This is a genomic window from Sphingomonas nostoxanthinifaciens (assembly GCF_019930585.1).
In the GTDB taxonomy this organism is placed as follows: Bacteria; Pseudomonadota; Alphaproteobacteria; order Sphingomonadales; family Sphingomonadaceae; genus Sphingomonas_I; species Sphingomonas_I nostoxanthinifaciens.
On record NZ_CP082839.1, the window covers coordinates 3,019,889 to 3,045,985 of the forward strand.

The 26,097-nt window shown below is 67.4% G+C and carries 23 protein-coding genes and 1 tRNA gene; 8 read left to right on the top strand and 16 right to left on the bottom strand.

Going from position 1 to position 26,097, the window contains the following annotated elements:
* Window positions 1–23 precede the first annotated feature (23 nt).
* From hpnC to hpnA, 3 genes are read right to left on the bottom strand one after another with little or no spacing between them, the layout of a single operon-like run.
* The gene (hpnC, locus tag K8P63_RS14125) at window positions 24–866 is read right to left on the bottom strand and encodes a squalene synthase HpnC (protein WP_223796661.1); all 843 of its coding nucleotides are present in this window, start codon (window positions 864–866) and stop codon (window positions 24–26) included.
* Window positions 863–1,993, bottom strand: a complete 1,131-nt coding sequence (locus K8P63_RS14130) for a glycosyltransferase (RefSeq protein ID WP_223796662.1) — start codon at window positions 1,991–1,993, stop codon at window positions 863–865. Before K8P63_RS14130 ends, hpnC begins: the two co-directional genes overlap by 4 nt.
* Window positions 1,990–2,991: a hopanoid-associated sugar epimerase gene (hpnA, locus tag K8P63_RS14135; RefSeq protein ID WP_223796663.1), complete on the bottom strand. Its 1,002-nt coding sequence runs from the start codon at window positions 2,989–2,991 to the stop codon at window positions 1,990–1,992. Before hpnA ends, K8P63_RS14130 begins: the two co-directional genes overlap by 4 nt.
* 93 nt (window positions 2,992–3,084) lie before the next feature.
* On the opposite strand from hpnA, the gene hpnI reads away from it, so the two are divergent.
* The 6 genes from hpnI (at window position 3,085) to K8P63_RS14165 (ending at window position 9,046) form a co-directional block, all read left to right on the top strand.
* A complete protein-coding gene (gene hpnI, locus K8P63_RS14140; RefSeq protein ID WP_223796664.1) occupies window positions 3,085–4,203 on the top strand; it encodes a bacteriohopanetetrol glucosamine biosynthesis glycosyltransferase HpnI in 1,119 nt (372 codons plus the stop codon).
* Between the two features lie 6 nt (window positions 4,204–4,209).
* A complete protein-coding gene (hpnJ, locus tag K8P63_RS14145; protein ID WP_223796665.1) occupies window positions 4,210–5,655 on the top strand; it encodes a hopanoid biosynthesis associated radical SAM protein HpnJ in 1,446 nt (481 codons plus the stop codon).
* Between the two features lie 124 nt (window positions 5,656–5,779).
* Window positions 5,780–6,637: a hopanoid biosynthesis-associated protein HpnK gene (gene hpnK / locus K8P63_RS14150; protein ID WP_223796666.1), complete on the top strand. Its 858-nt coding sequence runs from the start codon at window positions 5,780–5,782 to the stop codon at window positions 6,635–6,637.
* Complete coding sequence (locus tag K8P63_RS14155) at window positions 6,634–7,527, top strand: ferritin-like domain-containing protein (protein ID WP_223796667.1); 894 nt, start codon at window positions 6,634–6,636, stop codon at window positions 7,525–7,527. Before hpnK ends, K8P63_RS14155 begins: the two co-directional genes overlap by 4 nt.
* The gene (locus tag K8P63_RS14160; protein ID WP_223796668.1) at window positions 7,524–8,510 is read left to right on the top strand and encodes a lysylphosphatidylglycerol synthase domain-containing protein; all 987 of its coding nucleotides are present in this window, start codon (window positions 7,524–7,526) and stop codon (window positions 8,508–8,510) included. Before K8P63_RS14155 ends, K8P63_RS14160 begins: the two co-directional genes overlap by 4 nt.
* Before the next feature lie 11 nt (window positions 8,511–8,521).
* Window positions 8,522–9,046: a GNAT family N-acetyltransferase gene (locus tag K8P63_RS14165; RefSeq protein ID WP_223796669.1), complete on the top strand. Its 525-nt coding sequence runs from the start codon at window positions 8,522–8,524 to the stop codon at window positions 9,044–9,046.
* Between the two features lie 25 nt (window positions 9,047–9,071).
* Here the strand turns inward: K8P63_RS14165 and K8P63_RS14170 are convergent, their stop codons facing one another.
* From K8P63_RS14170 to K8P63_RS14210, 9 genes are all read right to left on the bottom strand, one after another.
* Complete coding sequence (locus K8P63_RS14170) at window positions 9,072–9,818, bottom strand: HAD-IIB family hydrolase (RefSeq protein ID WP_223796670.1); 747 nt, start codon at window positions 9,816–9,818, stop codon at window positions 9,072–9,074.
* Window positions 9,815–10,633, bottom strand: a complete 819-nt coding sequence (locus tag K8P63_RS14175; protein WP_223796671.1) for a Cof-type HAD-IIB family hydrolase — start codon at window positions 10,631–10,633, stop codon at window positions 9,815–9,817. Before K8P63_RS14175 ends, K8P63_RS14170 begins: the two co-directional genes overlap by 4 nt.
* Window positions 10,630–12,090, bottom strand: coding sequence for a glucose-6-phosphate dehydrogenase (gene zwf, locus K8P63_RS14180; RefSeq protein ID WP_223796672.1), 1,461 nt, complete (start codon window positions 12,088–12,090; stop codon window positions 10,630–10,632). Before zwf ends, K8P63_RS14175 begins: the two co-directional genes overlap by 4 nt.
* Complete coding sequence (gene gnd, locus K8P63_RS14185; protein WP_223796673.1) at window positions 12,087–13,064, bottom strand: phosphogluconate dehydrogenase (NAD(+)-dependent, decarboxylating); 978 nt, start codon at window positions 13,062–13,064, stop codon at window positions 12,087–12,089. The genes zwf and gnd overlap by 4 nt, the downstream gene beginning before the upstream one ends.
* A gap of 13 nt (window positions 13,065–13,077) precedes the next feature.
* Window positions 13,078–15,882: a bifunctional transaldolase/phosoglucose isomerase gene (locus K8P63_RS14190; protein WP_223796674.1), complete on the bottom strand. Its 2,805-nt coding sequence runs from the start codon at window positions 15,880–15,882 to the stop codon at window positions 13,078–13,080.
* A gap of 3 nt (window positions 15,883–15,885) precedes the next feature.
* Entirely contained in the window at window positions 15,886–17,964 is a 2,079-nt protein-coding gene (gene tkt, locus K8P63_RS14195; RefSeq protein ID WP_223796675.1) for a transketolase, read from the bottom strand.
* A gap of 103 nt (window positions 17,965–18,067) precedes the next feature.
* Window positions 18,068–18,760 carry a ribose-5-phosphate isomerase RpiA gene (gene rpiA, locus K8P63_RS14200; RefSeq protein WP_223796676.1) on the bottom strand — a complete coding sequence of 231 codons (693 nt, stop codon included), beginning with the start codon at window positions 18,758–18,760 and terminating at the stop codon, window positions 18,068–18,070.
* Window positions 18,761–18,766: 6 nt separating this feature from the next.
* Window positions 18,767–18,991 carry a hypothetical protein gene (locus K8P63_RS14205; RefSeq protein ID WP_223796677.1) on the bottom strand — a complete coding sequence of 75 codons (225 nt, stop codon included), beginning with the start codon at window positions 18,989–18,991 and terminating at the stop codon, window positions 18,767–18,769.
* On the bottom strand, window positions 18,988–19,221 hold the full coding sequence (locus K8P63_RS14210; RefSeq protein ID WP_223796678.1) for a hypothetical protein: 234 nt from the start codon (window positions 19,219–19,221) through the stop codon (window positions 18,988–18,990). Before K8P63_RS14210 ends, K8P63_RS14205 begins: the two co-directional genes overlap by 4 nt.
* 138 nt (window positions 19,222–19,359) lie before the next feature.
* Here K8P63_RS14210 and K8P63_RS14215 point away from each other — a divergent pair, with 138 nt between their 5' ends.
* Window positions 19,360–20,652 carry a homoserine dehydrogenase gene (locus K8P63_RS14215; protein ID WP_223796679.1) on the top strand — a complete coding sequence of 431 codons (1,293 nt, stop codon included), beginning with the start codon at window positions 19,360–19,362 and terminating at the stop codon, window positions 20,650–20,652.
* A gap of 65 nt (window positions 20,653–20,717) precedes the next feature.
* On the top strand, window positions 20,718–21,686 hold the full coding sequence (glpX, locus tag K8P63_RS14220; protein ID WP_223796680.1) for a class II fructose-bisphosphatase: 969 nt from the start codon (window positions 20,718–20,720) through the stop codon (window positions 21,684–21,686).
* Between the two features lie 55 nt (window positions 21,687–21,741).
* Here glpX and K8P63_RS14225 read toward each other — a convergent pair whose 3' ends face one another.
* The 4 genes from K8P63_RS14225 to lon form a co-directional block, all read right to left on the bottom strand.
* Entirely contained in the window at window positions 21,742–22,824 is a 1,083-nt protein-coding gene (locus K8P63_RS14225) for an NF038122 family metalloprotease (RefSeq protein WP_223796681.1), read from the bottom strand.
* A 247-nt stretch (window positions 22,825–23,071) separates the two neighbouring features.
* Window positions 23,072–23,146: transfer RNA gene (locus K8P63_RS14230), tRNA-Val, on the bottom strand.
* Between the two features lie 68 nt (window positions 23,147–23,214).
* Window positions 23,215–23,487 (bottom strand): HU family DNA-binding protein, encoded by a 273-nt coding sequence (locus K8P63_RS14235; RefSeq protein WP_263282640.1) that lies wholly within the window; start codon window positions 23,485–23,487, stop codon window positions 23,215–23,217.
* A gap of 128 nt (window positions 23,488–23,615) precedes the next feature.
* Window positions 23,616–26,024 carry an endopeptidase La gene (gene lon / locus K8P63_RS14240; protein ID WP_223796682.1) on the bottom strand — a complete coding sequence of 803 codons (2,409 nt, stop codon included), beginning with the start codon at window positions 26,022–26,024 and terminating at the stop codon, window positions 23,616–23,618.
* Window positions 26,025–26,097 lie beyond the last annotated feature (73 nt).

Sequence of the window (26,097 nt, forward strand, 5' to 3'; positions counted from 1 at the left end):
GCTGCCGCGGGCGGTATTGGCGTTCACGATCGGCCGCCGATCCAGCGGCCGAGCGCCGCCTGCGCGGCGAGGCCCAGCGCCTCCGCCTTGCCGTGCACGACGCGTTCCGCCAGCGGATCGCGGCGGCGCAGCCGCGCCGCGAGGCTGATCGCGAGGCGCTGGATCACCGCCACCTCCATGCCGAGCCGGGCGTCGCGGATTTCCCCCGCGAAGCGCGCCGAGACCATCAGCAGATCCTGGCAGCGTGCGGCGCACTGGACGATCACCGAACGCAGCGCCGGCGAGGCATGCGGCGCCACCAGTTCGTCGGTTCGCGCACCCGCGGCGGCGAGCATGTCCTGCGGCAAATAGACGCGGTCGAGATCGCGATAATCCTTCCCGCAATCCTGCAGGTGATTGATGATCTGCAACGCGGCGCACAACGCGTCGTTCGCCGGCCACAGCGCGCGATCCTCGCCATGCACGTCGAGCACGAACCGGCCGACCGGCATCGCCGAGACACGGCAATAATCGATCAGGTCGTCCCAATCGTCGTAGCGCAGCTTGGTGACGTCGCGGCGGAACGCCTCCAGCAAATCGAGGCCGTGCACCGGATCGAGCCCGCGCTCGCGACATACGCTGCGCAGGGCGACCGCGGTCGGCTCGGAATTGCTCTCGCCGGACAGGCTGGCGCGCATCGCCTCCAGCCCGGCGAGCTTCTCGTCCGCGCTCGCCACCATATTGTCGGAGACGTCATCGGCGGCACGTGCGAAGCGGTAATAGGCCATGATCGGCGCGCGATGCGCCGGCCGGATCAGGCGCGAGGCGACCGGGAAATTCTCGTCCTTGTGCCCCTTGCCCGAAGCGAGATTGGCAGCCTTCGTCATGCCCCGAGCTGCGCCTGCGCGCGCCCCTTCCACATGCCGCCGCGCCCGCGCCAATGCGCCCACGCGCTCGCGAAGGTGGCGCCGCTATAGAACAGCGCGATCGCGGGCAGCGCCACGCCCCACAGCGGCGAACGGCGATAGAAATGCAGCATCGGCTGGAACGCGACGGTCATCAGGCCCCATGCGCCCAAGCCGAACGCACGCGCAAGCCCGTGGCCGAACAGCGCCGCCGCCGGAGGAACGAGATAGACCAAGGCCAGCCCGAGCAATGTGCCGACCAGCAAGGCGCGCGAGTAACGCAACTGAGCATAGGCCGAACGCGCGATCATCGCGCCGATCGCGCCCCAGCCGCCATAGGGTCGGATGCTGCGCGAGCGGTGGGTGAGCGCCAGCCGCACCGGCCCCTGCCCCTTCATCGCGACGCCCATCGCGCAATCGTCGATGATCGCGCTGGCGATCGTGGCGAGGCCGCCCGCGCCCTTGAGTGCGCTGCGCCGGATCAGCATGCACCCGCCCGCCGCCGCCGCCATGCGGTCGGCCGGATCGTTCACCCGCGCGAACGGGTAGAGCATCTGGAAGAAGAAGACGAAGGCCGGGATCAGCGCGCGCTCGGCGAACCCGCCCGTCTCCAGCAGCGCCATCGACGAGTGAAGCGCGAGCCCCTCATTCTCGCCGCGCGCCACCAGCATGCGCAGCGTATCGGGGGCATGCGCGATATCGGCGTCGCTGAACCACAGCCACGGCGCACCCTTGCTCGACTGGCGCAGGCCGTTTTCGAGTGCCCACAATTTGCCGGTCCAGCCGGCGGGCGGCGCGGAGCCGGCGACGATCTGCAGCCGCGGGTCGCCCGCCGCCGCCTCGCGCGCGAAATCGGCGGTGCCGTCGCGGCTGCCGTCATCGACCAGCACTACCGTCAGCGCGCCGGGATAATCCTGCGCCAGCAGCGAGGCGACTGCGCGGCCGATCACCGGCGCCTCGTCGCGCGCCGGCACGACCGCGAGCACCGCCGGCCATGCGGCCGGAGCGACGATCGGCGCCGTGTCGGTCTGGTCGGCGCGCCAGAAACGCGCGTGGCCGAGCACGAGATACAGCCAGATTGCGAGCGACAGGCCCGCCGCGATCGTCATCCCAGCATCCCGGCCGAACGGAACCAGGCGAGCGCATCGGTCACGCCCTCGCTCCACGGCCGCGACGCATAGCCGAGCTCGGCCTTCGCGCGGGCGGAGCTGAAGAACATATGGCGGCGCGCCATCTTCAGCGCGTCGCGCGTCAGCATCGGCTCGCGCCCGGTGATCCGCGCGACCCGCTCGGCACCGAAGGCGAGCGGGATCAGCGGCAGGATCGGCAGCTTCACGCGCGGCGGCTTGCGCCCGACCTGCCGCGCCACTTCGGCCAGGAACGCGCCCAGCGTCACGTCGTCGCCGCCCAGGATGTAGCGTCGCCCCGCCAGCCCGCGCTCCAGCGCCAGCACGTGCCCACGCGCGACATCGTCGACATGGACGAAGTTGAGCCCGGTATCGACGAATGCGGGCAGCTTGCCCTTTGCCGCCTCGATCAGCATCCGTCCGGTCGGCGTCGGCTTCACGTCGCGCGGGCCGATCGGGGTCGAGGGGTTGACGATGATCGCCGGCAGCCCCTGCTCGCCGACCATCCGCTCCACCAGCCGCTCGGCGACCACCTTGCTGCGCTTGTAGGCGCCGATCGCCTGATCCTCGGGCAGCGGCCTTTCCTCGTCGGCCGGCGCGACCTTCATCGGCTTTATCGTGGCGACGCTGCTGGTGTAGACGATGCGCCTGGTGCCGGCGGTCAGCGCCGCGTCCATCACCGTCTTGGTGCCGAAGCGGTTGTGGCGCACGATCTCCTCGGGATCGCGCGCCCACAGGCGATAGTCGGCGGCGACGTGCGCAAGATAATCGGTGCCGCGCAGCGCCGCGACGACGCTGGCTTTGTCCATCATGTCCCCGGTCACGACTTCGCCGGGGAAATCCGCCAGATTCGTGCGATCGCTGCCGCCACGCGCCATCCCGCGCACGGCGTAACCCGCATCGACGAAGGCGCGCGCCACCGCCGACCCGACGAAGCCGGACACGCCGGTCACCAGCACCAATCCCTTTGATTCGACCATCAGCCCTCCAGCGGAGGGCGCGTTAGCCCCAAGCGAGCGGCCATGGAACCCGCCGGTTTCGCGCGCGCCCAAAGCGGCCTAAGGGCGTGGCCGATGAGCCTCATCGCGCTCCCCTTCCTTTTGCTGTCCGCGATCGGCACGGTCTACACGATCGTCGCTGCCGCCACGGTGGCGCGCTTCGGCCGCCTGCCCGCGGCAGCGCCTGCCGCGCCGGAGCCGGTGACGCTGCTGAAGCCGCTTTATGGCGCCGAGCCGCGGCTGGCGGACAATCTCGCGACCTTCCTGCGCCAGCGCTGGACGGCGCCGGTCGAGATGGTGGCAGGCGTCCAGCGCCTCGACGATCCGGCGGTCGCCGTCGCGCGTCGGCTCGACGGCGACGTCCGGATCGTGATCGACGACACCGCCCACGGTGCCAACGCCAAAGTCTCGAACCTCGTCAACATGATGCCGTTCACGACCACCGACCTGCTGGTGCTGAGCGACAGCGACATGAGCGTCGGCCCCGATTACCTCGCCACCCTCGCCGCGACGCTGGCGCAGCCGGGCGTGGGCGCCGTCACCTGCGTCTATCGCGGGCGCGGCGATGCGGGCTTCTGGTCGGTGCTGAGTGCCGCGGCGGTGAGCTACCAGTTTCTGCCCTCGGTGCTGGTCGGGCTGCGCTTCGGCCTCGCCGATCCGTGCATGGGATCGACCATCGCGCTGCGCCGCGACACGTTGGCGCGGATCGGTGGATTCGAGAGCCTGCGCGACGTGCTGGCCGACGATTACCAGATCGGCGTCGGCGTGCGCGCGCTCGGGCTGCGGGTCGCGGTGCCGCCGATGGTGGTGACGCACAGCTGCGACGAACCGAGCCTGCGCGCGCTGGCTGCCCACGAATTGCGCTGGACCGCCACGATCCGCGGCATCGACCCGATCGGCCATATCGGCCAGATCGCGACTCACCCGCTGGCGTTCGCGCTGCTGGCCCTGCCGTTTGCGCCGCTTGGCGGGGCGATCGCATTGATCGCCGGGCTGGCCGCGCGGCTGGCCCTCGTCACCCGCGTCGATCGGCTCGTCGGCACGTCCAGCGCCCCGCGACGTCTGATTTTGTTGCGCGATTGCCTCTCCTTCGCCCTGTTCGTCGCATCCTTCTTCGCGCGATCGGTTGAATGGCGTGGGCTAAGGCTTAGAATAGGGAATGAAGGGCGCATCGCGCCCGAACCGGAGAATTGACCGTCCATGCTGCGTACCCTCTTCCTCCAGGCTCCTTCGTTCGACGGCTATGACGGCGGCGCCGGCGCGCGCTACCAGATGAAGCGCGAGGTGAAGTCGTTCTGGTATCCGACCTGGCTCGCCCAGCCCGCAGCGATGGTGGAAGGCTCGCGCCTGATCGACGCGCCCGCGCACGACCAGGGCTGGGATGACATCGCGCACGAGGTGGACGGCAAGGAACTCGTCGTCCTCCACACCTCCACGCCCAGCTTCGGGCAGGACATCCGCACCGCCGCGCTCATCAAGCAGCGCAATCCCAAGGCGTTGGTCGGTTTCGTCGGCGCCAAGGTCGCGGTCGAGCCGGACAAGAGCCTTGCCGCCAGCCCCGACATCGATTTCGTCGCGCGCGAGGAATATGATTTCACCATCCTCGAGGTGGCGCAGGGCAAGCCGCTCGCCGAGGTGGACGGCATCACGTGGCGCGCGCCCGACGGCAATTTCGTCACCAACAAGAACCGCGCGATGATCGAGGACATGGACGTCCTCCCGATGGTCTCGCCGGTCTACAAGCGCGACCTGACGATCGAGAAATATTTCGGCGGCTATCTGCGCCACCCTTATGTCAGCTTCTACACCGGTCGCGGCTGCAAGAGCCGCTGCACCTTCTGCCTGTGGCCGCAGACGATCGGCGGGCACAATTACCGCTTCCGCTCGATCCCCAAGGTGATCGAGGAGGTGCAGTACATCCTGCGCGAGATGCCGCAGGTGAAGGAAATCTTCTTCGACGACGACACGCTGACCGACGTGCACGATCGCGTCGAGGATCTGGCGCGCGCGCTGGGCGAACTCGGCTTCGGCAAGCCGGGCTTCAAGGTGTCGTGGAGCTGCAACGCCAAGGCCAACGTACCGAGGAAGACGCTGGAGGTGCTGAAGGCCAACGGCCTGCGCCTGCTGCTTGTCGGCTATGAGAGCGGCAACCAGAAGATCCTGCACAACATCAAGAAGGGCCTTCTTGTCGACGTCGCGCGGCAGTTCACCAAGGACTGCCACGAGCTCGGCATCGTGATCCACGGCACCTTCATCCTCGGCCTGCCGGGCGAGACGCTGGAGACGATCGAGGAGACGATCGAATTCGCCAAGGAGATCAACCCCTACACCATCCAGGTGTCGCTGGCGGCGCCCTATCCCGGCACGTTCCTCTACAAGCAGGCGATCGAGAATAACTGGTTCGACGGCAGCGACCATCTGCTGACCGACGGCGGCACTCAGATCGCTCAATTGTCCTACCCGCATCTGCCGGCGAGCGTAATCTTCGACAAGGTCGAGGAGATGTACAAGCGCTTCTACTTCCGCCCGCGCAAGATCGGCTCGATCGTCGGCGAGATGGTGCGCGACTTCGACATGATGAAGCGCCGCCTGCGCGAGGGCGTCGAGTTCTTCAACTTCCTGCGCAACCGCAAAGAGGCGGCATAGGTGTCCCGCTCCTCCCCGATACGGGGAGGGGGACCATGCGCAGCATGGTGGAGGGGACTGCCCTCGAAACCCCTCCACCACCGGCTGCGCCGGCGGTTCCCCTCCCCGTGCCGGGGAGGAATAAGTGCGTAACCTCATCGTCACCGCCGACGATTTCGGTGCCGACCTTGCCGTCAACGAGGCGGTCGAGCAGGCGCATCGCCACGGCATCCTGACCGCCGCCAGCCTGATGGTATCGGGCGCGGCATGCGGCGACGCGGTCGCGCGGGCGAAGCGCCTGCCGTCGCTCGGCGTCGGGCTGCATCTCGTGCTGGTCGACGGCACGCCGGTGCTGCCGGCTGCTCAGGTGCCCGATCTGGTCGACCAGGCCGGCCGCTTCCGCGACAATATGGCGACCGCGGGGATGCGCTTCTTCTTCAGCCCCTGCGTCCGCAAGCAGTTGCGTGCCGAGATCGAGGCGCAGTTCGCCGCCTTCGCCGCGACCGGGCTGCCGCTCGATCACGTCAACGCCCACAAGCATTTCCACCTCCACCCCACGATCGGGGCGCTGATCGTCGAGACCGGCCGCCGCTACGGGCTGGCCGCGGTGCGCGCGCCGGTCGAGCCGCGCGCGATCATCGACGCGATCGAGCCGACCCCGCACGGGCTGGCCGAGCGGGTCGCGACGCCATGGGCCAAGGCGACGCGCGCGCGCATGGCGCGATCCGGCCTGGTCGTCCCCGATCAGGTGTTCGGCCTCGCGTGGAGCGGCGCGATGACCGCCGGGCGGGTCCGTGCGCTGATTGCGCGCCTGCCCGAGGGCCTGAGCGAGCTCTACGTCCATCCTGCCACCGCCGACCAGTTCATCGGCCATGCCGCGGGCTACCGCTATCGCGACGAGTTCGCCGCCCTCACCGATGCGGGTGTGCGGGCCGAGGTCGCCAACCGGGGCGTCCGCCTCGGGCGCTTCGCCGATTTCGTTGACGTACGGAGGGCCGCATGAATGACATGAGGCGGATCGCACCCGATCCCGATGGCGCGCCGCGCCCGATCAAGCTGGGCAGCCCGGAGCACAAGATGCTCTTCTGCCACATGCTGCTCGACACGCACGACGCCTACAAGCCCGCGCTGATCGACTGGCCTCCGCTGGAGCCCGAGACGCAGGCGCGGATCGCCTCGTTACCAATCTGGGATATGGCGGTGCAGACCGAGGGGCGTACCGGCCTGTTCGTGAAGACGTTCGGCGAATCCCTCAGCGATCCCCTGCTCAAGCGCGCCGTCGAGATGGATGCGTTCGAGGAGCAGCGTCACAAGATCGTGCTGCACGACATGGTGACCTCCTACGGCATCAAGCTGGAGGAGGAACCGCCTTACGTGCGCCCCAAGGATCCCGAATGGGCGTTCATGCGATCCGGCTATTCGGAGTGCATCGACAGCTTCTTCGGCTTCGGCCTGTTCAAGGTCGCCAAGGATACCGGCTTCTTCCCCGACGAATTGATCGACACGTTCGAGCCGGTGATGCGCGAGGAAGGCCGCCACATCCTGTTCTTCGTCAACTGGGTGGCGTGGTGGCGCCGTAACATGCCGTGGTGGCGCCGGCCTTATTTCGAGGCCAAGGTCATCGTCGTGTGGCTGTTCCTGATCTGGGAACGGATCGATATGGCCAAGGGCATGGGCGACAACAGCAAGGCGCAAGAGAACAATTTCACGCTCAATGGCTCGAAGGAACTGGGCGTCGAGATATCGTTCGGTGAGCTGGCGCGCATCTGCCTCGCCGAGAATGACCGCCGGCTGGCGGTTTATGACCAACGGCTGATCCGACCGCGCTTCGTGCCCGGTGCGATCCGGCTCGTGCTGCGCTTTCTGGGTAACCCCAAGCCTGTGACGTCATGACCGCCAAGCTTCGCTGGCCTTTGCTCGCGGCCATGGTTTTCGGCCTTGCCGCGGCTTTGTGGGCGCTCGGCCGCGAGGGCTGGCATGAGGTGCTGGGCAGCGCCTTGCGCGTCGGTCTTCCCGGCTTTGCGTTGCTGTGCGCGATCAGTGGCGTGACCTTCGTCATCCTCGGTGCGGCATGGCTGGCGGCGGCGCCGGGCGAGCCCGCGAGCCGTCTGCCCCGCTTCACGTGGGCGCGGATGGCGCGCGAGGCCGCCAACGATCTGCTGCCCTTCTCGCAGCTTGGCGGCCTCGTCGTCGGCGTGCGCACGCTCGCGACCGCCGGCATCGCCCCGACGCGCATCTATGCCGCGATGATCGTCGACCTGACGACCGAGATGGGCGCGCAATTGATCTTCACCCTGTTCGCCATCTGGGCGTTCGGCAGCGCCTTTGCCGAGGGCAGCGCCGATCCGCGTCTGCTGCCGCTGCTGTGGACCGGCATCGGCATCGCGACCGGGCTGATGCTGCTATTCTTCGTGTGCCAGCGCCCGGCGTTGCGCTTCGCCGCATTCCTGGGTGCGCGCATGCTGCCCGATGCGGGGCTGATGGCGCAGGCCGTGAACAGCCGTCTGGCGGACGTCTACCGCCAGCCGCAGCGTGTGCTTGCCGCATTCCTGCTCAACCTAGCGGCGTGGGGCGCGACCGCTTTCTGGGCGTGGCTCGGTCTGCGGCTGATCGGGGCGCATGCCAGCCTCGCCCACGCCGCCGCACTGGAAAGCGCGATCTTCGCATTGCGCAGCGCCGCCTTCCTCGTCCCCGGTGCGCTCGGCGTACAGGAGGCGGGCTATGCACTGCTGGCGCCTCTGGTCGGGATCGATCCGGCGGCGGCGCTGGCGTTGTCGCTGCTGCGACGCGCGCGCGACGTGGCGCTGGGCGTGCCGACGATGCTGATCTGGCAGGCCGGCGAAATGCGGCCGGCCACGCGCGCGCCGGTCGTCTGACGCCGGGCGCGATGGACTGGGCGATCCGGCAGGCGAGTGCCGGGGACAGCGGCCGGCTGGCGCTGATCGGTGCGGCAACCTTCCTCGAGACCTTCGCGGACATCCTCGACGGCGACGCCATCGTCGCACATTGCCGCGATGCGCATGCCGAAGCGGCCTATTCCGCCTATCTCGCCGCCGGAGCGAGCGCGTGGCTGGCTGAGACGACGGCCGGAGGGGCACCGATCGGTTTCGCGCTTCTCGCCGCAGCCGACATTCCGGGCATGAACCCGACGGGCGATATCGAGCTCAAGCGCATCTACAGCCTGTCGCGCTTCCACGGTCAGGGCCTCGGCGCCGCGTTGATGGCCTGCGCGATGGAGGAAGCGGCGCGCCGTGGCGCAAAACGGCTGCTGCTCGGCGTCTACAAGTGCAATGCGCGCGCTATCGCCTTCTACGAAAAGGCGGGCTTCGAGCCGATCGCCGAGCGCCGCTTCCGCGTCGGCGGCCGCGACTATGACGATCTCGTTCTTGCGCGGCCGGTGGAGCGACCTTAGCGCCGCCCCGCCGGCCAATGCTGCCTTATTTCATCCAGCTGACGATGCCGGTGATGACCGCCTTGGTCTCGGCCACGTCGCGCACGCGCACCGTGTCGAGGCCGAGCTGCTTTGCCGGATAATCGTTGCCGCCGGGGAAGATCGCGTCACCGAGGAACATGATGTCGTCGAGCGCGATGCCGACCGTCTCGGCCAGCTTCTTCAGGCCGTACGCCTTGTCGACGCCCTTGCGGGTGATGTCGATCGAGGTCGATCCGCCCATGTTGATCGACAGATCGGGCAGCATCCCCTGCAGCAGCGACTGCAGCTTGCGGCGCTTGGCGTGATCCGGATCCCACTTGTCCTTCGCCTCCAGCGGTGCCTGCTGGCCGAGCGCGGAGAATGTGATCTGGCTTCCGCGATCCTCGACCTGCTCGCCCCACGTCTGGTCCTGCGCGAAGCCGCCATCCTTCACCGCCTTGAACAGCGAGTCGCGGATGTGCTGGCTCTCTTCGGCGCTGAACAGCTCGGCATAGATGCTCGTCCAGGCGCCGCCCTGGAAGCGGTAAAGCTTGGTGCCGGTGGTCGGCTGGATGATGAAGTTGGCCAGCTTCGCGTCGGCCGGCATGCGGCTGATGACCTGCTTCTCGAACTGCGGCCAATCGCCGCCCGAAATGATGTCGACCATCGCGACATCGAGCAACTGCGCCAGCAGCGACGCCATCTCGTCATCGAGCGGCTGCTTGCTCAGCGCCAGCGTTCCGTCGAGATCGAAGGCGACCAGCTTCTTCATGCGTTTGTGTCTCCAACCATGGGCAGCAAAATCGTGTCGATCGCGTGGGCGACGCCATCCTCCTCGTTCGAGGTGGTGACATGCGCCGCCTTCGCCTTCACCGCGTCGGGCGCCTGCCCCATCGCGATGGCGAGGCCGGCCCGCGCGAACATCGGCAGGTCGTTGGGCATGTCGCCGATCACCGCCACCTCGTCCAGACCGACGCCGAGAGATCGCGCCAAAGTGGCGATACCGTCACCCTTGTTGGCGGAGAGGTGCGTCACGTCGAGATAATAGGTCTGCGACATGCCGACCGTCGCGCGCGCGCCGAACGCCGCCTGCGCGCGATCGTTGAGCGGGCTCAGCATCGCATGATCGTCGCTGACCCACGTCACCTTGTCGGCGCGGGCGAACAAAGGCGACATGTCGTCGATCGCGACCGGCTCCTGCATCGAGGCGCGGCGCTCGCTGTCGAGGTGCGTTCCGTTCATGTTGCGCGCATACCAGCGGCCGTCGGCGAAGATCCACGGATCGGCGCCCGAGCCGTCGCACAATGCGAACAGCTCGCGCACCACATCTTCGGGCACCACGTGGCGCTCGGTGACCGTGCCGTCGGCGCTGATGAGCGTGCCGCCGTTGAACGCCGCGATCGGCACGGTGAGGCCGAGCTGCTTCGCCAGCGGCAGCAGCCCCGATTGCGGGCGCGCGCTGATCAGCGTGAACGGGATGCCGGCGTCGCGCAGCCGCCCGACCGCGGCGATCGTGCCCTCGGTCACGCGCTTCTGCTTGTCGACCAGCGTGCCGTCGACGTCGGAGATGACGAGACGCAGGCTCATGCGCCGAGCGCGTGCCACTGGATGCCGTCGCGCGCGATCAGCGCGTCGGCCGCCGCCGGCCCGGCGCTGCCCGGAGCATAATCTTCCATCACGCCCTCGCCTTTCGCCCATGCGTCGAGGAACGGCTGTACCGCCGCCCATCCGGCTTCGATCTGGTCTGCACGCTGGAACAAGGTCTGGTCACCCATGAACATGTCGTAGAGCAAGGTCTCGTAGCCGGTGCGCCCGCCGATCTTGAAGCAATCGGCATAGGCGAAATCCATGCTGACCGATGCGGTGTCGATCTTGGCGCCCGGCTTCTTCACCTCGAAGCAGAGATGGATGCCCTCATCGGGCTGGATCTGCAGGATCAGGCGGTTGGGCGGCAGGGTATCGACCTGCGTCTCCTGGAACAGCGCCAACGGCACCCGCTTGAAGGTGATGACGATCTCGGTATCGCGCGCCGCCAGCGCCTTGCCGGTGCGCAGGTAGAAGGGCACGCCCACCCAGCGCCAGCTGTCGACCCACAATTTGAGCGCGACATAGGTCTCGGTCTTGCTGTCGGACGCGACGTCGGCGGTCGCGGTATAGGCCGTGACGTCGCGGTCGCCGATCCGGCCCGCGCCATATTGGCCGCGCACCGCCTCGGTCTTGGCTTCCTCGGCGGTCGGCGTGCGGATCGCCTTCAGCACCTTGGCCTTCTCGGTGCGGATCGCGTCGGCGGTGAAGTCGTTCGGCGCTTCCATCCCGACCATCGCCAACAGCTGGAACAGATGGTTCGGGACCATGTCGCGCATCGCGCCGGTTGCGTCGTAGAACGACCCGCGCGAGCCCACGTCGACGGTTTCCGCCGCTGTGATCTGGACATGATCGATGTAGCGATTGTTCCACGCCGCCTCGAGGAAGGCGTTGGCGAAGCGCATCACCATGATGTTCTGGACGGTTTCCTTGCCCAGAAAATGGTCGATGCGATAGACTTGGCTCTCGGCGACACAGGTCAGAATCTGCTCGTTGAGCTCGTGCGCCGAGGCGAGATCGTGGCCGTATGGCTTCTCGACCAGCACGCGGCGGAAGCGCCCGTCGCTTTCCTCCATCAACCCGGCCTTGGCGAGCTTCTGCACGATCGGCCCGAAGAACTGGCCCGGCGTGGCGAGGTAGAAAGCGGCGTTGCCGTCGCCGACCTTGCCCTTCAGCGCCTCGAACAGCTCGTCGGTGGTGAAATCGCCCGGCAGATACGAGATGCAGCCGCGCAACTTGTCCCAGCACGGCCCCTTGGCGACGAATTCGTCGAGCAGGCCGCGCAGCATCTCGTCGTCGCCCTCGCGCGAGCCGACGCCGATGATCTTGAGATCATCGCCGATCAGCCCGTCGCCGCACAGGTTGACGAGCGCCGGCATCAGCAGTCGGCGGGTGAGATCGCCGGTGCCGCCGAGGATGACGAGCGTCGCCGCGGGCGCCTGCGGCGGTTGCGCGCTCATTGCGGGATCTCGACGTGCCCGCCGAAGCCGAACCGCATGGCCGAAAGGATCTTGTCGCCGAACACATGCTCGACCCGGCTGCGATAGCGGGCGAACAAGGCGTGGCTCAGCACGGTGACGGGCACCGCCTCCTCCATCGCCGCCTCTATCGTCCAGTGGCCCTCGCCGGAATCGGCGACGACACCGGAGAAGCCCTCGAGCTGCGGATCCTTGGCGAGCGCGCTCGCGGTCAGGTCGAGCAGCCACGACGAGACCACGCTGCCGCGGCGCCAGACCTCGGCGATATCGGTCAGGTTGAGATCGAAGCGCTGATCCTCGGGCAATTTGTCGGTCGACTTGCCCTTCAGGATGTCGAAGCCCTCGGCATAGGCCTGCATCAGGCCATATTCGATGCCGTTATGGACCATCTTGACGAAGTGGCCCGCGCCGGCCGGCCCGGCATGGATATAGCCCTTCTCGGCGCGCGGATCGGCATCGTCGCCGCGCTGCGTGCGCGGGATCGTGCCGAGCCCCGGCGCGAGCGCGTCGAAGATCGGATCGAGATGGTCGACCACCGGCTTGGGGCCGCCGATCATCATGCAATAACCGCGCTCGAGACCCCAGACGCCGCCTGACGTGCCGACATCGACATAGTCGACCTGCTTCTCGGCCAGTTCCTTGGAGCGGCGGATGTCGTCCTTGTAGAAGCTGTTGCCGCCGTCGATGATGATATCGCCCGGCTCCGCATGCGCGGCGAGCTCGGCGATCGTGTCCTCGGTCGGGCCGCCGGCGGGCAGCATCACCCAGAACACCGCCGGCTTCTCCAGCTTGCCCTTGACCTCGTCGAGTGAGGCGGCCGCGACCGCCCCGTCCTTCACCAGCGCCGCAACCGCTTCCTCGCTGCGGTCGAAGGCGACGATCTCGTGCCCGGCGCGCATCAGGCGGCGGGCGATATTGCCGCCCATTCGGCCGAGGCCGATCATCGCAATCCGCATTATTGGTCTCCGATCAGGAATTGAGAGCGGTGGTCACCAGCTCTTCGAGCAGGGCGAGATTGTCGTGCTTCAGGTGGACGCGCAGCACGCGCTGGCCACGCTCCGCCAGCACGTCGAGGTCGCCGCGCGCCTGCGCCACCTGCACCGTGCCGAAGCTGGCCTTCTTGCCGGGGATGGCGAGATCGGGATCGGCATGCCGCGTGATTTCGAGGAACACGCCCGACTTGGGCCCGCCCTTATAGGCCTGGCCGGTCGAGTGGAGGAAGCGCGGGCCGAAGCCCGCGACCGTCGCCACGTCGTGCGCCTTCACCACCGCCTCGCGGATGCGCGCGACGGCCGCCGCATGCTCCTCGTTGCGCTCGATGTAGGCGAGGATGCCGACATAATCGCCCGGATTGGCGCTGGCGAAATGTGCCTGAAGGATCGCCGCCGGATCGGTCGCGGCGAAGCTGTGATCGCCGGGCGCGAAGAAGGCGAGATCGGCGTCCTCGTGGAACGGCGTCTCGGGCGCGAGACTGCCCGATTGCTCATAGGCGTCGACCAGCTCGCGCGTCTTGACCTTCGCATCCTCGACGTCGGGCTGATCGAACGGATCGATGCCGATCACCGCCCCGGCGATCGCGGTCGCGATCTCCCAGCGGAAGAATTCCTGCCCGATCAGATCCTTGCCCGCGAGGCCGATCCGCACGACCGGCTGGCCGGCGGCGACCAGCGCGTCGGCGAACGCATTCACCTCCGATGCGTCATCGCCATCCAGCGTCAGCAGCGCGAAGATACGGTCGGTGCCGTAATCCTCGACCGGCGACAGCGGCTCGAGATCGACGGGGACGATGCCCTTGCCGAGCTTGCCGGTCGATTCCGCCAGCAACTGCTCCAGCCACGATCCGAACGGCTTCAGCGTCGGCGAGGTGAGCAACGTCACCTTGTCGCGGCCGGCGACCGCCGCCTCGCCGAGGATCGCGCCGAGGATCGCACCCGGATTCTCGCCAGGAGGCGCATCGGGCCCGCACGCCTGCGCCATCGGCGCCGCCGTGGCGAAGAATGCCTCGACGTCGATGCCCATGATCGCGGCCGGCACCATGCCGAACACCGACAGTACCGAATAGCGCCCGCCGATCGCCGGATCGCCGGGGAAGATGTGCGCGAAGCCGTCCGCCTTGGCGAGCGCCTCCAGCTTCGAGCCCGGATCGGTCACCGCGACGAAGTGGCTGCCCTGCTTGCCCGCCTTGTCGAAGAAGAACGCGCGCAGCAGCTCCGGCTCCATCGTCGAGCCCGACTTGGACGAGACGAGGAACAAGGTGTCGGCGGGATCGACCGCGGCCAGCGTCGTCGCGATCTGCCCCGGATCGGTCGAATCGAGCGCGTGGACATAGGGGCTGCCGTCCTTCGGCCCGATGATCTCGGCGATCACCTCCGGCCCGAGGCTCGATCCGCCCATGCCGAGCAGCACCGACGCCTTGTAGCCCTTGGCTTCCTCGCCGAGCGCCTTCAGCGCCGCGAAATCGACCTGCTTGCCCTGCCCTGCGGCGAGCCAGCCGAGCCACTTGGCCTCGTCCTTGCCGGTCCACAACGTCGCGTCGCCGTGCCACAGCCGGCGCGTCCACGCATCCGCGCGCGCCGTCTCCAACCGCGCATCGACCGCCTTCTGCAGACCGTCGGGCAATTGCGCGATCATCGTGTTGAGCTTGGCGCCGGCCGCCTTGGCACGCTTGGCGGCGATCGCGCCAAGCAAAGAATCTGCCGCGTCGGCGAACAGTTTCACGCCATCCTCGACCAACGCCTCGGTCACGCCGGCCAGATCGAGACCGAGCCGGTCGGCCTCGGCCAGCACGTGCTTGGCTTCATCCACGCCATCGGCCAGCGTCTGCGCGAGCGTGCCGTGATCGCGGAACGCATCCATCGTCTTGGGCGGCAGCGTGTCGACCGTGTCCGGGCCGATCAGATTGTCGACGTAGAGCGTGTCGGGATAGGCCGGATCCTTGGTGCCGGTCGACGCCCACAGCAGCCGCTGCGGCTGCGCGCCCTTGGCGAGCAGGGCCTGCCAGCGATCGGACGCGACGAATTCGAGGAACCACTGATAGGCCAGCTTCGCGTTGGCGATGGCGACCTTGCCGCGCACCGCCTTGAGCGCCTCGGCCTCGCCGTCGCCATTCTTCAGGCGCGTGTCGATCTTCTTGTCGATCTGCGCGTCGATACGGCTGACGAAGAAGCTGGCGACGCTGGCGATCCGGTCGATCGGCTCGCCCTTCGCGACGCGCGCTTCGAGCCCCGCGACATAGGCCTCGGCCACCGCCTTGTAGGCATCGAGCGAGAACAGCAGCGTCACGTTGATCGACAGACCGTCCTCGATCAGCTGGCGGATCGCGGGCACGCCGGCCTTGGTGCCCGGCACCTTGATCATCAGGTTCGGGCGATCGACCATCGCATGCAGCCGCCGTGCCTCGACGATCGTCGGCTCGGTGCCGTTGGCGAGATAGGGCGAGACTTCAAGGCTGACATAGCCGTCCTTGGCATCCAGCCGGTCGTAGACCGGGCGCAGCGTGTCGGCCGCATCCTGGATGTCCTTCACCGCCAGCGCTTCGTAGGTGTCGGTGATGCTGGCGCCGGCATTGGCCTGGACGAACGACTGGAACTGTTCGTCATAGGCCTCGCCATGGCCCATCGCCTTCTCGAAGATCGACGGGTTGGAGGTGACGCCGGTGACGCCATCCTCTTCCACCAGTTTCTTGAGGCCGCCTTCCTTGAGGAAGGAGCGGTCGACAAAATCGAGCCAGGGTGCCTGGCCGGATTCCTGAAGCTGCTTCAGCAGACTGGTCATCGCTTACGCCCCCTTGCCCAACATGTCCTTCGCCACCTTCACCGCATTGTCGACGGTGAAGCCGAACTTCTCCTGCAGCTTCGCGAGCGGCGCCGACGCGCCGAAGGTCGACATCGTGATCGTCCGCCCCTTGGAGCCGACATACCGATCCCAGCCGATCTCGCCGCCCATCTCGACCGCGAGCCGCGCCTCGACGCCGGGGGTCAGCACGCTGTCCTTGTAGGCGTCGTCCTGCAGCTCGAAGAGGTACCAGCTCGGCATCGACACGACGCGCGATCGCACGCCCTCCGCCGTCAGTTTCTCATGCGCATCGACGACGAGGCTGACCTCGGAGCCGGTGCCGATCAGGATGACCTCGGGATCCTCGGCGCTCGCCAGCACGTAAGCGCCGCGCATCACGCCTTCGGCGTTGGCATATTTGCCCCGGTCGAGCGTCGGCAGCGCCTGACGCGAAAGGATGAGCGCGGTCGGCTTGTCGCCGGTGCGAAGCGCGCTCTTCCACGCCCACGCCACCTCGTTCGCGTCGCCCGGCCGGATCGTGTTGAGACCGGGGATGGCGCGCAGCGCCGCCAGCTGCTCGATCGGCTGGTGCGTCGGGCCGTCCTCGCCGACGCCGATCGAATCGTGCGTGAAGACGAAGGTGACGCCCAGCTCCATGATCGCCGCCAGCCGGATCGGAGGCCGCATATAGTCGGAGAAGACCATGAAGGTGGCGGTGTAGGAACGCAGATGCGACAGCGCCATGCCGTTGGCGACGGCGCCCATGCCATGCTCGCGCACGCCGAAGTGGAGGTTGCGTCCGCCGTAGCTCGCCGCCTGGAACGAGCCACCGTCGTTGATCAGCGTCTTGGTCGAGGGTGCGAGGTCGGCCGATCCGCCGACCAGCCAAGGCAGCTTGGGGCCGATCGCGTTCATCACCTTGCCGCCGGCATCGCGCGAGGCGACGCCCTTGGGGTCGGCATCGAAGCTCGGCACGTCGGCATCCCAGCCCTCGGGCAGGCGATCGGCGAACAAGGCGTCGAGCTCCTTGCCCAGCTCGGGCTCGGCTTCCTTGTAGCGCGCGAGCATCTGCTCCCATTCCTCGCGCAGCGGCCGGCCGCGACCGGCGATCGCGCCGTTCAGCCGCTCGGGCACGCCCTCGGGAATGCGGAACTGCGCGTCGGCGGGCCAGCCGTAACGCTCCTTGGTGCCGCGCACGTCGTCGGGGGTCATCGCCTCGCCATGCGCCTTGGCGGTGCCGGCGATCGAACTGCCATAGCCGATGATGCTGCGCACGACGATCATCGTCGGCCGGTCGGTGGTCGCCTTGAACGCCTCGACCGCTTTCGCGAAGGCGCCGGTGTCGTTGGCGTCATCGACGTGGATGACGTTCCAGTGATACGCCTCGAACCGCTTGCCCACGTCCTCGTCGAACGCGAGATCGGTGCCGCCCTCGATCGACACGCTGTTCGAATCGTAGATCCAGCACAGGTTGGACAGCCGGAGATGCCCGGCAAGGCTCGCCGCCTCGCTGGCGACGCCTTCCATCATGCAGCCGTCGCCGGCCAGGCAGTAGACGTCGTGATCGAAGATGGGGAAGCCATCGCGATTGTAGCGCGCCGCGAGCCAGCGCTCGGCGATCGCCATGCCCACCGAATTGCCGCAACCCTGCCCCAGCGGTCCGGTGGTCGTCTCGACGCCGGTCGTGTGGCGATATTCAGGGTGGCCCGGCGTCTTGGAACTCAGCTGGCGGAAATTCTTGATGTCGTCGAGGCTGACCGCCGGGTTGCCGGTCTGCTTCCCGTCGCGATCGATCTCGCGAATGCCCGACAGGTGGATCAGCGCGTAGAGCAGCATCGAGGCGTGGCCGACCGACAGGACGAAGCGGTCGCGATTGGGCCAGTCGGGCTTGTCCGGATCGGTGCGAAGAAACTGGGACCAGAGCGTGTAGCCCACCGGCGCCATGCCCATCGGCGTGCCGATATGGCCCGAATGCGCCTTCAGGACGGCGTCCATTGCTAAAGTTCGGATGGTGTCGATGGCGAGCCGGTCGGGCGACCCGTCCTCATGGAGGGACGAAGCGGGAGCGGTCTGGGTCGACATGAAGGTCCTTCCGGTCGTGGAACGAGTCGCGAGGCGATAGCGCGTTCAGGAACGGCGGCGCAACGGCCCGACGCAGTTGGTTGTTCCAGCGATATTTTGCGGTTTAAGGTCGAAGGGCGGCAGAGCGCTCGATTTTCTCGACCACGCCATCGACAGCGACATAGATCGCGTCGACCTCCTCAACGAAAAGGCCGTGGCCAAGCGCGCCGGGAATGGTCGCGAGCGCGACCGCCAGCGCGGCCGGATCGCCGATCATATCGAAGTGGCAATCGAGCACGGCATTGCCCTGATCAGTCCGGTAAGGCCCGTCTGCGGCGCGACGCAGATCCGGCCTTCCGCCGAGCGCGCGCACCTGCGCAGCGACGAACGCTTCGGCGAAGGGAAGCACCTCGATCGGCACCGGCGCCGCGCCCAGCCGATCGACCCGCTTGGACCCATCGACGATGACGATCATGCGCGCGGCGGCAGCGCCCACCACTTTTTCGCGGAGCATCGCGCCGCCCGCGCCCTTGATGGCGCGAAGTTGAGGATCGATCTCGTCGGCGCCGTCGATCGCCAGATCGAGCGCGTCGGTCTGCGACGGATCGAGCAATAGGATACCCGCCGCCCGCGCCTGTTCCTCACTGGCGCGCGACGTGGCGACAGCGGTGAAATCGAGCCCCGCCGCGCGCCTGCGCCCGAGTTCCTCGATCAGGAAGAATGCGGTGCTGCCCGTGCCGAGCCCGATCCGCATGCCAGAGCGGACCTCGTCGGCTGCGGCAAGGGCAGCAGCGCGCTTGTCGTCGGCCTGGCTCATCGGTGGCTAGCGACTGCCATGCTTGGGGCCGTCGCCGCCATGCCCCTCAGGCATATCGGCGTGCGGCTCCTCGTCGCCGCCCCCGCCGCTAGCGGAATCGGGGTCGATATCCTCGGCATCGCCGCCGCCCCCGGCCGAGGCCCCGCTGCCATGCACCGCGCCCGAAGGCGCGATGGTGGCAGGAGCACCGCGATTGTCAGCGTCGGGAGCGGTTTCCTCAGGCTTGATCATGGGCGCTTCGGCAGGTCGCTCGAATTGCCGGCCTGGGGATCGCTGATCTTGGCGATGTCCGGGCCCGAGCCCGACGCGCCCGCGCCACCCATGCCGCCGAGCGTCGAGTCGATCATATCGCCCCGATGGCCAAGCTGCTGGCGCTTCAGATATTCCTCGGCCTGTTCGCGGGTCATCTGCCGAATCTCGTTTTCCTCGACAGGATCGATCGTGGTGCCAGTGTCGGCCATTGTCCATCTCCTTCGCGTGGATACAGGCCTAGAACGACCGCGCGGCGGCGCCGTTCCGAATGGCGCGGCAGAGCGCAGGGTTGCAACGACGCACGGTGCGGCTAGGAGCGGCGCTCGATCGGATCGAGGGAGAAACAGGTGGTCCAGCCGTTGCGCATCGCGCTTGCCGGGCTCGGCACGGTCGGCGGCGGCGTCGTCAAGCTGCTGGTGGAGAATGCCGCGCTGATCGAGCGCCGCGCGGGGCGTGGCATCCGCGTGGTCGCGGTCTCGGCCCGCGACCGCACGCGCGATCGCGGCATCGCGCTCGACGGCATCGAGTGGGTCGACGATGCGACGACGCTCGCCCAGCGCGACGATCTCGATGCGGTGGTCGAGGTGATCGGCGGATCGGACGGCCCCGCCCTGACGCTCGCGCGCGCCACATTGTCGAGCGGCAAGGCGTTCGTCACCGCCAACAAGGCGATGCTGGCGCATCACGGGCTGGAACTTGCCGCCGCTGCCGAGGCCACCGGCGCCGCGCTGAAATATGAAGCGGCGGTGGCGGGCGGCATTCCCGTCATCAAGGGGCTGCGCGAGGGCGCGGCCGCCAATGCGATCCACCATGTCTACGGGATCCTCAACGGCACCTGCAATTACATCCTGACGGTGATGGAAAGCGCCGGGCGCGACTTTGCCGAGGTGCTCGCCGAGGCGCAGGCGCTGGGCTATGCCGAAGCCGACCCCAGCTTCGACATCGACGGCGTCGATGCCGCGCACAAACTGGCGATCCTTTCCAGCCTCGCCTTCGGCACCGCGATCGACTTCGATAATGTGGCGATCACCGGCATCCGCCATGTCATCGCCGCCGACATCGCCGAAGCCGCGGCGCTCGGCTTCCGCATCCGGCTGGTCGGGCAGAGCGAGGCGGGCACCAAGGGGCTGTTCCAGCGCGTCCATCCCTGCCTCGTGCCGCTCGGCCATCCGCTGGCGCACGTCACCGGATCGCTCAACGCGGTGATGGCGGAGGGCAATTATGTCGGCCGCCTGCTGTTCCAGGGGCGCGGCGCAGGCGAAGGCCCGACCGCGAGCGCGATCGTCGCCGACCTGATCGACGTCGCGCGCGGCGAAACCGGGCCGGCCTTCGCCATGCCGGTCGCGAGCCTCGCCGTGCCCGAGCCTGCGCCGGCGGGCGAGCGGCGCGGCCGGTCCTACCTGCGCTTCACCGTCGCCGACCGGCCGGGCGTGCTGGCGGAACTGACCGCCGCGATGCGCGACGCCGGCGTCTCGATCGAGAGCCTGATCCAGCGCGGCGCCGCCGCCGACGGCAGCGTGCTGATCGTGATGGTGACGCACGAAGGACCCGAACGCTCGGTCGCGCACGCGCTGGAGAAACTGGAAGGCTCGGCGAGCGTCGTCGGCCGGCCGATGCTGATGCACATCCTGGAAAGCTGAGCCTTTCTCGACAATGTCACCGCGCCGCCCTATCCCGCCCGCAGCAATCGGCGAGAGGTAAAGGCATGACGGTGAAGGCTTCAAAGGCGCTCGACCGGGTGCTCGTGCTGGAGATGGTGCGCGTCACCGAGGCGGCGGCGATCGCCTGCTCCTCGATGGTCGGCCGCGGCGACGAGAAGGCCGCCGATGCCGCCGCCGTCGAGGCGATGCGCCAGGCGTTCAACGAGCTCGATTTCGACGGCACGGTGGTGATCGGCGAGGGTGAGCGCGACGAGGCGCCGATGCTCTACATCGGCGAGAAGGTCGGCAAGTGCAGCCCCGGCGCGCCAAAGATCGATATCGCGCTCGACCCGCTCGAGGGCACGACGCTGACCGCCAAGGCCAGCCCCAACGCGCTGGCGGTTCTGGCGATCGCCGAGCAGGGCTGCCTGCTGAACGCGCCCGACGTCTATATGGACAAGCTGGCGATCGGGCCGGGCTACGAGACCGGGCTCGTCAGCCTCGACCGCACGCCGACCGAGAACATTATCGCACTCGCCAAGGCGAAGGGTGTTCCGCCGCATGAGATCATGGCACTGGTGCTCGATCGGCCGCGCCACGAGAAGATGATCGCAGAACTGCGCGCGACCGGCTGCGGCGTGGTGCTGATCCCCGATGGCGACGTTGCCGGCGTGATCTCCGTGACCGATCCGGAGACTACGATCGATATCTACATGGGTTCGGGCGGCGCGCCGGAGGGCGTCCTCGCCGCGGCCGCATTGGCCTGCGTCGGCGGCCAGTTCCAGGGGCGGCTGCTATTCCGCAACGACGACGAGCGCGCACGCGCCGCGAAGTGGGGCGTCACCGATCTCGACCGCGTCTACCAGATCGAGGATCTGGTGAAGGGCGACGCGATCTTCGCCGCGACCGGCGTCACCGACGGCTCGCTGCTGCAGGGCGTGAAGCAGCGGAAGGGCGCGCTCACTACCGAGAGCATCGTCATGCGCGCAAGCTCAGGCACGGTACGCCGCATCTTCAGCGAGCATCGCCGCTGATCGCCACGTGAACGAAGCGAGGGGCGCCGCCAAGGCGCCCCTCGCCCTCCAAAGATCAGGCGAAGCGCACCGTCGTCCGCTGGCGCCGCCGCATTGCGCCGCCGACCAGCCCGAAGCCGCCCAGCATCATCGCCCACGTCGCCGGCTCCGGCACGCCGAACAGGCTGAACGCCTGCGCGGTGGAGAAGCTGTAGCCCGGATCCGCCAGCACATCGACGTTGAGGTTCCAGCCGATCGCGTCCATCGCCGCCAGATCGAGCGCGGAGACCTTCGCGTTGGTGGCGCTGCACAGATAGGGGTTCATGATCCCCTCGAAATTGCTGCACGTGCCGTTGTCGAGCCAGTGCGACGCCTGATAGCCGGTGCCGAAATCCTCGCCCTGCGCGAAGGCGCTCTTGCCGAACAATTGCGTCGCACCGCCGTCGATCGAGAAATAGCTGTCCTGCCCCGGCGCCCAGTTCAGCGTATCCGTCCCGCTGTAGCGGAACAGGTCGAGGGCATAGGCCCACCACGCGCCGTTCACGTCGCCCGAATAGCCGTTCGAATAATCGAAATCGTCGGCCGCGCTGATAAAGCCCAGCGCATGGCCCATCTCGTGGATCGCCACGCCGATGAAGTCGTAGGCGCCGGTGGTGATGCCGTCGGACGGGTTGAAGTCGAAATTGAAGTTGCTCGAGAAGGTGATCGATGCATCGATGCTGTTGTCGACCGTGCCGGTGAGTGCCTTGTAGATGGTCGAGTTGATCGCCATCGTCTCGTTGATCGCGTTGTTGCCCGAGCTGACGCGCGTGCCCGACGTGTCAATGCCGGTCCGTGCCGAGCGATCGAGATATTCGGACACGATCGCGGTGACGCCCTGCGACGGCGTGACTTTCGGCAGATAGGCGTCGGCGGCCTTGTCCAGCGCGCTCGTGCCGGTGGCCTTCAGCGCATTTTCATAGCCCGCAATCGACACGAACTGCTCGAGCGAACTGCCCGTCTGGCCGAGCACGCGCGGCGCGAGCGGGGCATAGCCGACGTCGAAATTGATCGTCGCGTTGGTCGAGATGACGCTTTCCCAATAGCTTGCTGCGATGCGGAAGCCCTGCTCCGCCGGCGAGCCGGTCACACCGCCGGCATCGATCAAATTGATGGTCAACGCCGGCGCCGTAGTGGCGATCGCGCCACCTGCTAGCAAACCGGCAACGATCATTAAGGGACGGAAGGTCATGGGGGGTCCTCCGAGCGTCGCACCACGGCATTGTGGTTAACTTGGCGTTCACCTTTGTGACAAAGCGGTGAACGGTCCGTCAACCGGGATATTTTGCAGCGCAATATGGAACAGGCCGAGCCGACGCGCGTTACGCGGCGCCGGCTCTGCCTCGACTGTTCGGAAGGGGGATGCGTGGTGGGCGCAGTAGGGATTGAACCTACGACCCCACCCGTGTGAAGGGTGTGCTCTACCGCTGAGCTATGCGCCCCACGCAAGGCCGGGCGATTAGAACGCCCCGGCGGGCCTGTCCAGCGGAAAGGCCATCATTCGATCGCCTTAGCCGACGCGATCCTTCAGCGTCTTGCCGGGGCGGAATTTGGGCTGGGCGGTCGCCTTGATGCTCATCGGCTCACCGGTCCGCGGGTTGCGGCCGGTCGACGCCTTGCGCTTGGTGACCGAGAAGCTGCCGAAGCCGACCAGGCGCACTTCATGTCCACGCTCCAGCTCACGGCCGATCGTCTCCAGCATGGCTTCCACCGCCCGTGACGTATCGCTCCGCGGAAGCCCGATCGTTTCCGACACGACTCCGATCAGCTCCTGCTTGTTCATTTCGTTCCTCTGATGGGTAGGCGCGCACAGGCGCGCTGAAACGACCTTGTAACCCCAGGCGACAAGGCCGAGTCAAACGAAAGGTTGATAAGAATCAGGCCCGATCGTCGCAGATCGAGCCCGTCTCGTCAGTGATGCACAGGTGCGCCCGGCTGGGTCGCGGCGCCCACGCGCGGCGGCTCGGTGGCGAGCTCGTCGGCATCGGTCCATTCGATCGGCACCACCGGATGCACCAGCGCCCGCGCCAGCACCTGATCGATGTGCGCCACCGGCACGATCTCCAGCCCCTCGCGAATATTCTGGGGAATCTCAGCGAGATCCTTTTCGTTCTCGCTCGGGATCAGCACGGTGGTGATGCCGCCGCGCAGCGCCGCGAGCAGTTTCTCCTTGAGCCCGCCGATCGGCAGCACGCGGCCGCGCAGCGTCACTTCGCCGGTCATGGCGACATCGCGGCGCACCGCGATGCCGGTCAGCGTCGAGACGAGCGCGGTGACCATGCCGATGCCGGCGGATGGGCCATCCTTCGGCACCGCGCCTTCGGGCAGATGGATGTGCACGTCCTTGCGCGCGAACAGGCTCGGCTTGACCCCGTAGATCGGTGCGCGCGCGCGCATGAACGACCATGCCGCCTGCACGCTTTCCTGCATCACCTCGCCCAGCTTGCCGGTCGTCTTGACCTGGCCCTTGCCGGGGACGGTGACCGCCTCGATCGTCAGCAACTCGCCGCCAACCTCGGTCCAGGCGAGGCCGGTGACGGCGCCGATCTGGTCCTCCTCCTCCGACACGCCGAAGCGATGGCGGCGGACGCCCGCAAACTCGCCCAGCGTCTCGGACGTGACGACGATGCGGCTGTCCTTGCCCTCGAGGATACGCCGCAGCGCCTTGCGCGCCACCTTGGCGATCTCGCGCTCCAGCGTGCGCACGCCGGCCTCGCGGGTATAATAGCGGATCAGGTCGCGCAGCGCCTCGTCGGTCAGCACGAATTCGTCGGGCTTCAGGCCGTGCGCCTCGATCTGCTTGGATAGCAGGTGCGCCTTGGCGATCTCGACCTTCTCGTCCTCGGTATAGCCTTCGAGCCGGATGATCTCCATCCGGTCGAGCAAAGGCTGCGGCAGGTTGAGCGAATTGGCCGTGCAGACGAACATCACGTCCGACAGATCATAGTCGATCTCGAGATAATGATCCTGGAACTTGGCGTTCTGTTCCGGATCCAGCACCTCCAGCAGCGCGGAGGCGGGGTCCCCGCGGAAATCCTGGCCGAGCTTGTCGATCTCGTCGAGCAGGAACAGCGGATTGGACGTCCCGGCCTTCTTCAGGTTCGACACGATCTTGCCGGGCAGCGAGCCGATATAGGTGCGGCGATGGCCGCGAATCTCGGCTTCGTCGCGCACGCCGCCGAGCGACTGGCGCACGAATTCGCGGCCCGTCGCCTTGGCGATCGACTTGCCGAGGCTGGTCTTGCCGACGCCCGGCGGCCCGACGAGGCACAGGATCGGCCCCTTCAGCTTGTTGGTGCGCGCCTGCACCGCCAGATATTCGATGATCCGATCCTTGACCTTCTCGAGGCCGTGATGATCGGCGTTGAGGATCGCCTCGGCCGCCGGAATGTCCTTCTTGACCTTGCTCTTGCGCCCCCACGGGAGGCCCAGCAGCACGTCGAGATAATTGCGCACCACCGTCGCTTCGGCGCTCATCGGCGCCATGGTGCGCAGCTTCTTGACCTCGCCGGTCGCCTTGGCGCGCGCTTCCTTCGACAGCTTCAGGTTCGCGATCTTCTGCGTCAGCTCGGCGATCTCGTCGCCGCCCTCGTCGCTCTCGCCGGTGCCCAGCTCGCGCTGGATCGCCTTCAATTGCTCGTTCAGATAATATTCGCGCTGGGTCTTCTCCATCTGGCGCTTGACCCGGCTGCGGATCTTCTTCTCGACCTGCAGCACGCCCAACTCGCCTTCCATGAAGGCAAAGGCCATCTCCAGCCGCTTGGCCGGATCGTCCTCGATCAGCATCGCCTGCTTGTCGGCGACCTTGACCGACACGTTGGCAGCGACGGCATCGGCCAGCCGCGCCGGCTCGTCGATCTCGGCGATCTGGCCGGGCAATTCGTCGGGCAGCTTCTTGTTGAGTTTGGCGTAACGCTCGAACTGCTCGGCCACCGAGCGCATCAGCGCCTTGACCTGCGTGTCGAGTTCCTCGCCCTCGGTCTCGGCCAGCAATTCCACTGTGCCTTCGAGATGCGTACCCGTCGTGATGAGGTCGCTCAGCCGCGCGCGCTGGCGCCCTTCGACCAGCACGCGCACCGTGCCGTCGGGGAGCTTGAGCAGCTGCAGCACCGACGCGGTCACGCCGATATCGTAAAGCTGGCTCGCGTCGGGATCATTCTCCGCCGGATCGAGCTGCGCCACCAGAAAGATCGTCTTGTCGCCCGCCATCGCGCTTTCGAGCGCGGCGACCGACTTATCGCGACCAACAAAGAGGGGGACGATCATCTGCGGGAACACGACGATGTCACGCAGCGGCAGGACAGGAATCGTATCGGTCATGAAAACTCCGGGCCACTAACACGCGGCGTTGACCGCAATATGGTGCGGCAGCGAGCGGGGATCAACGTACCTT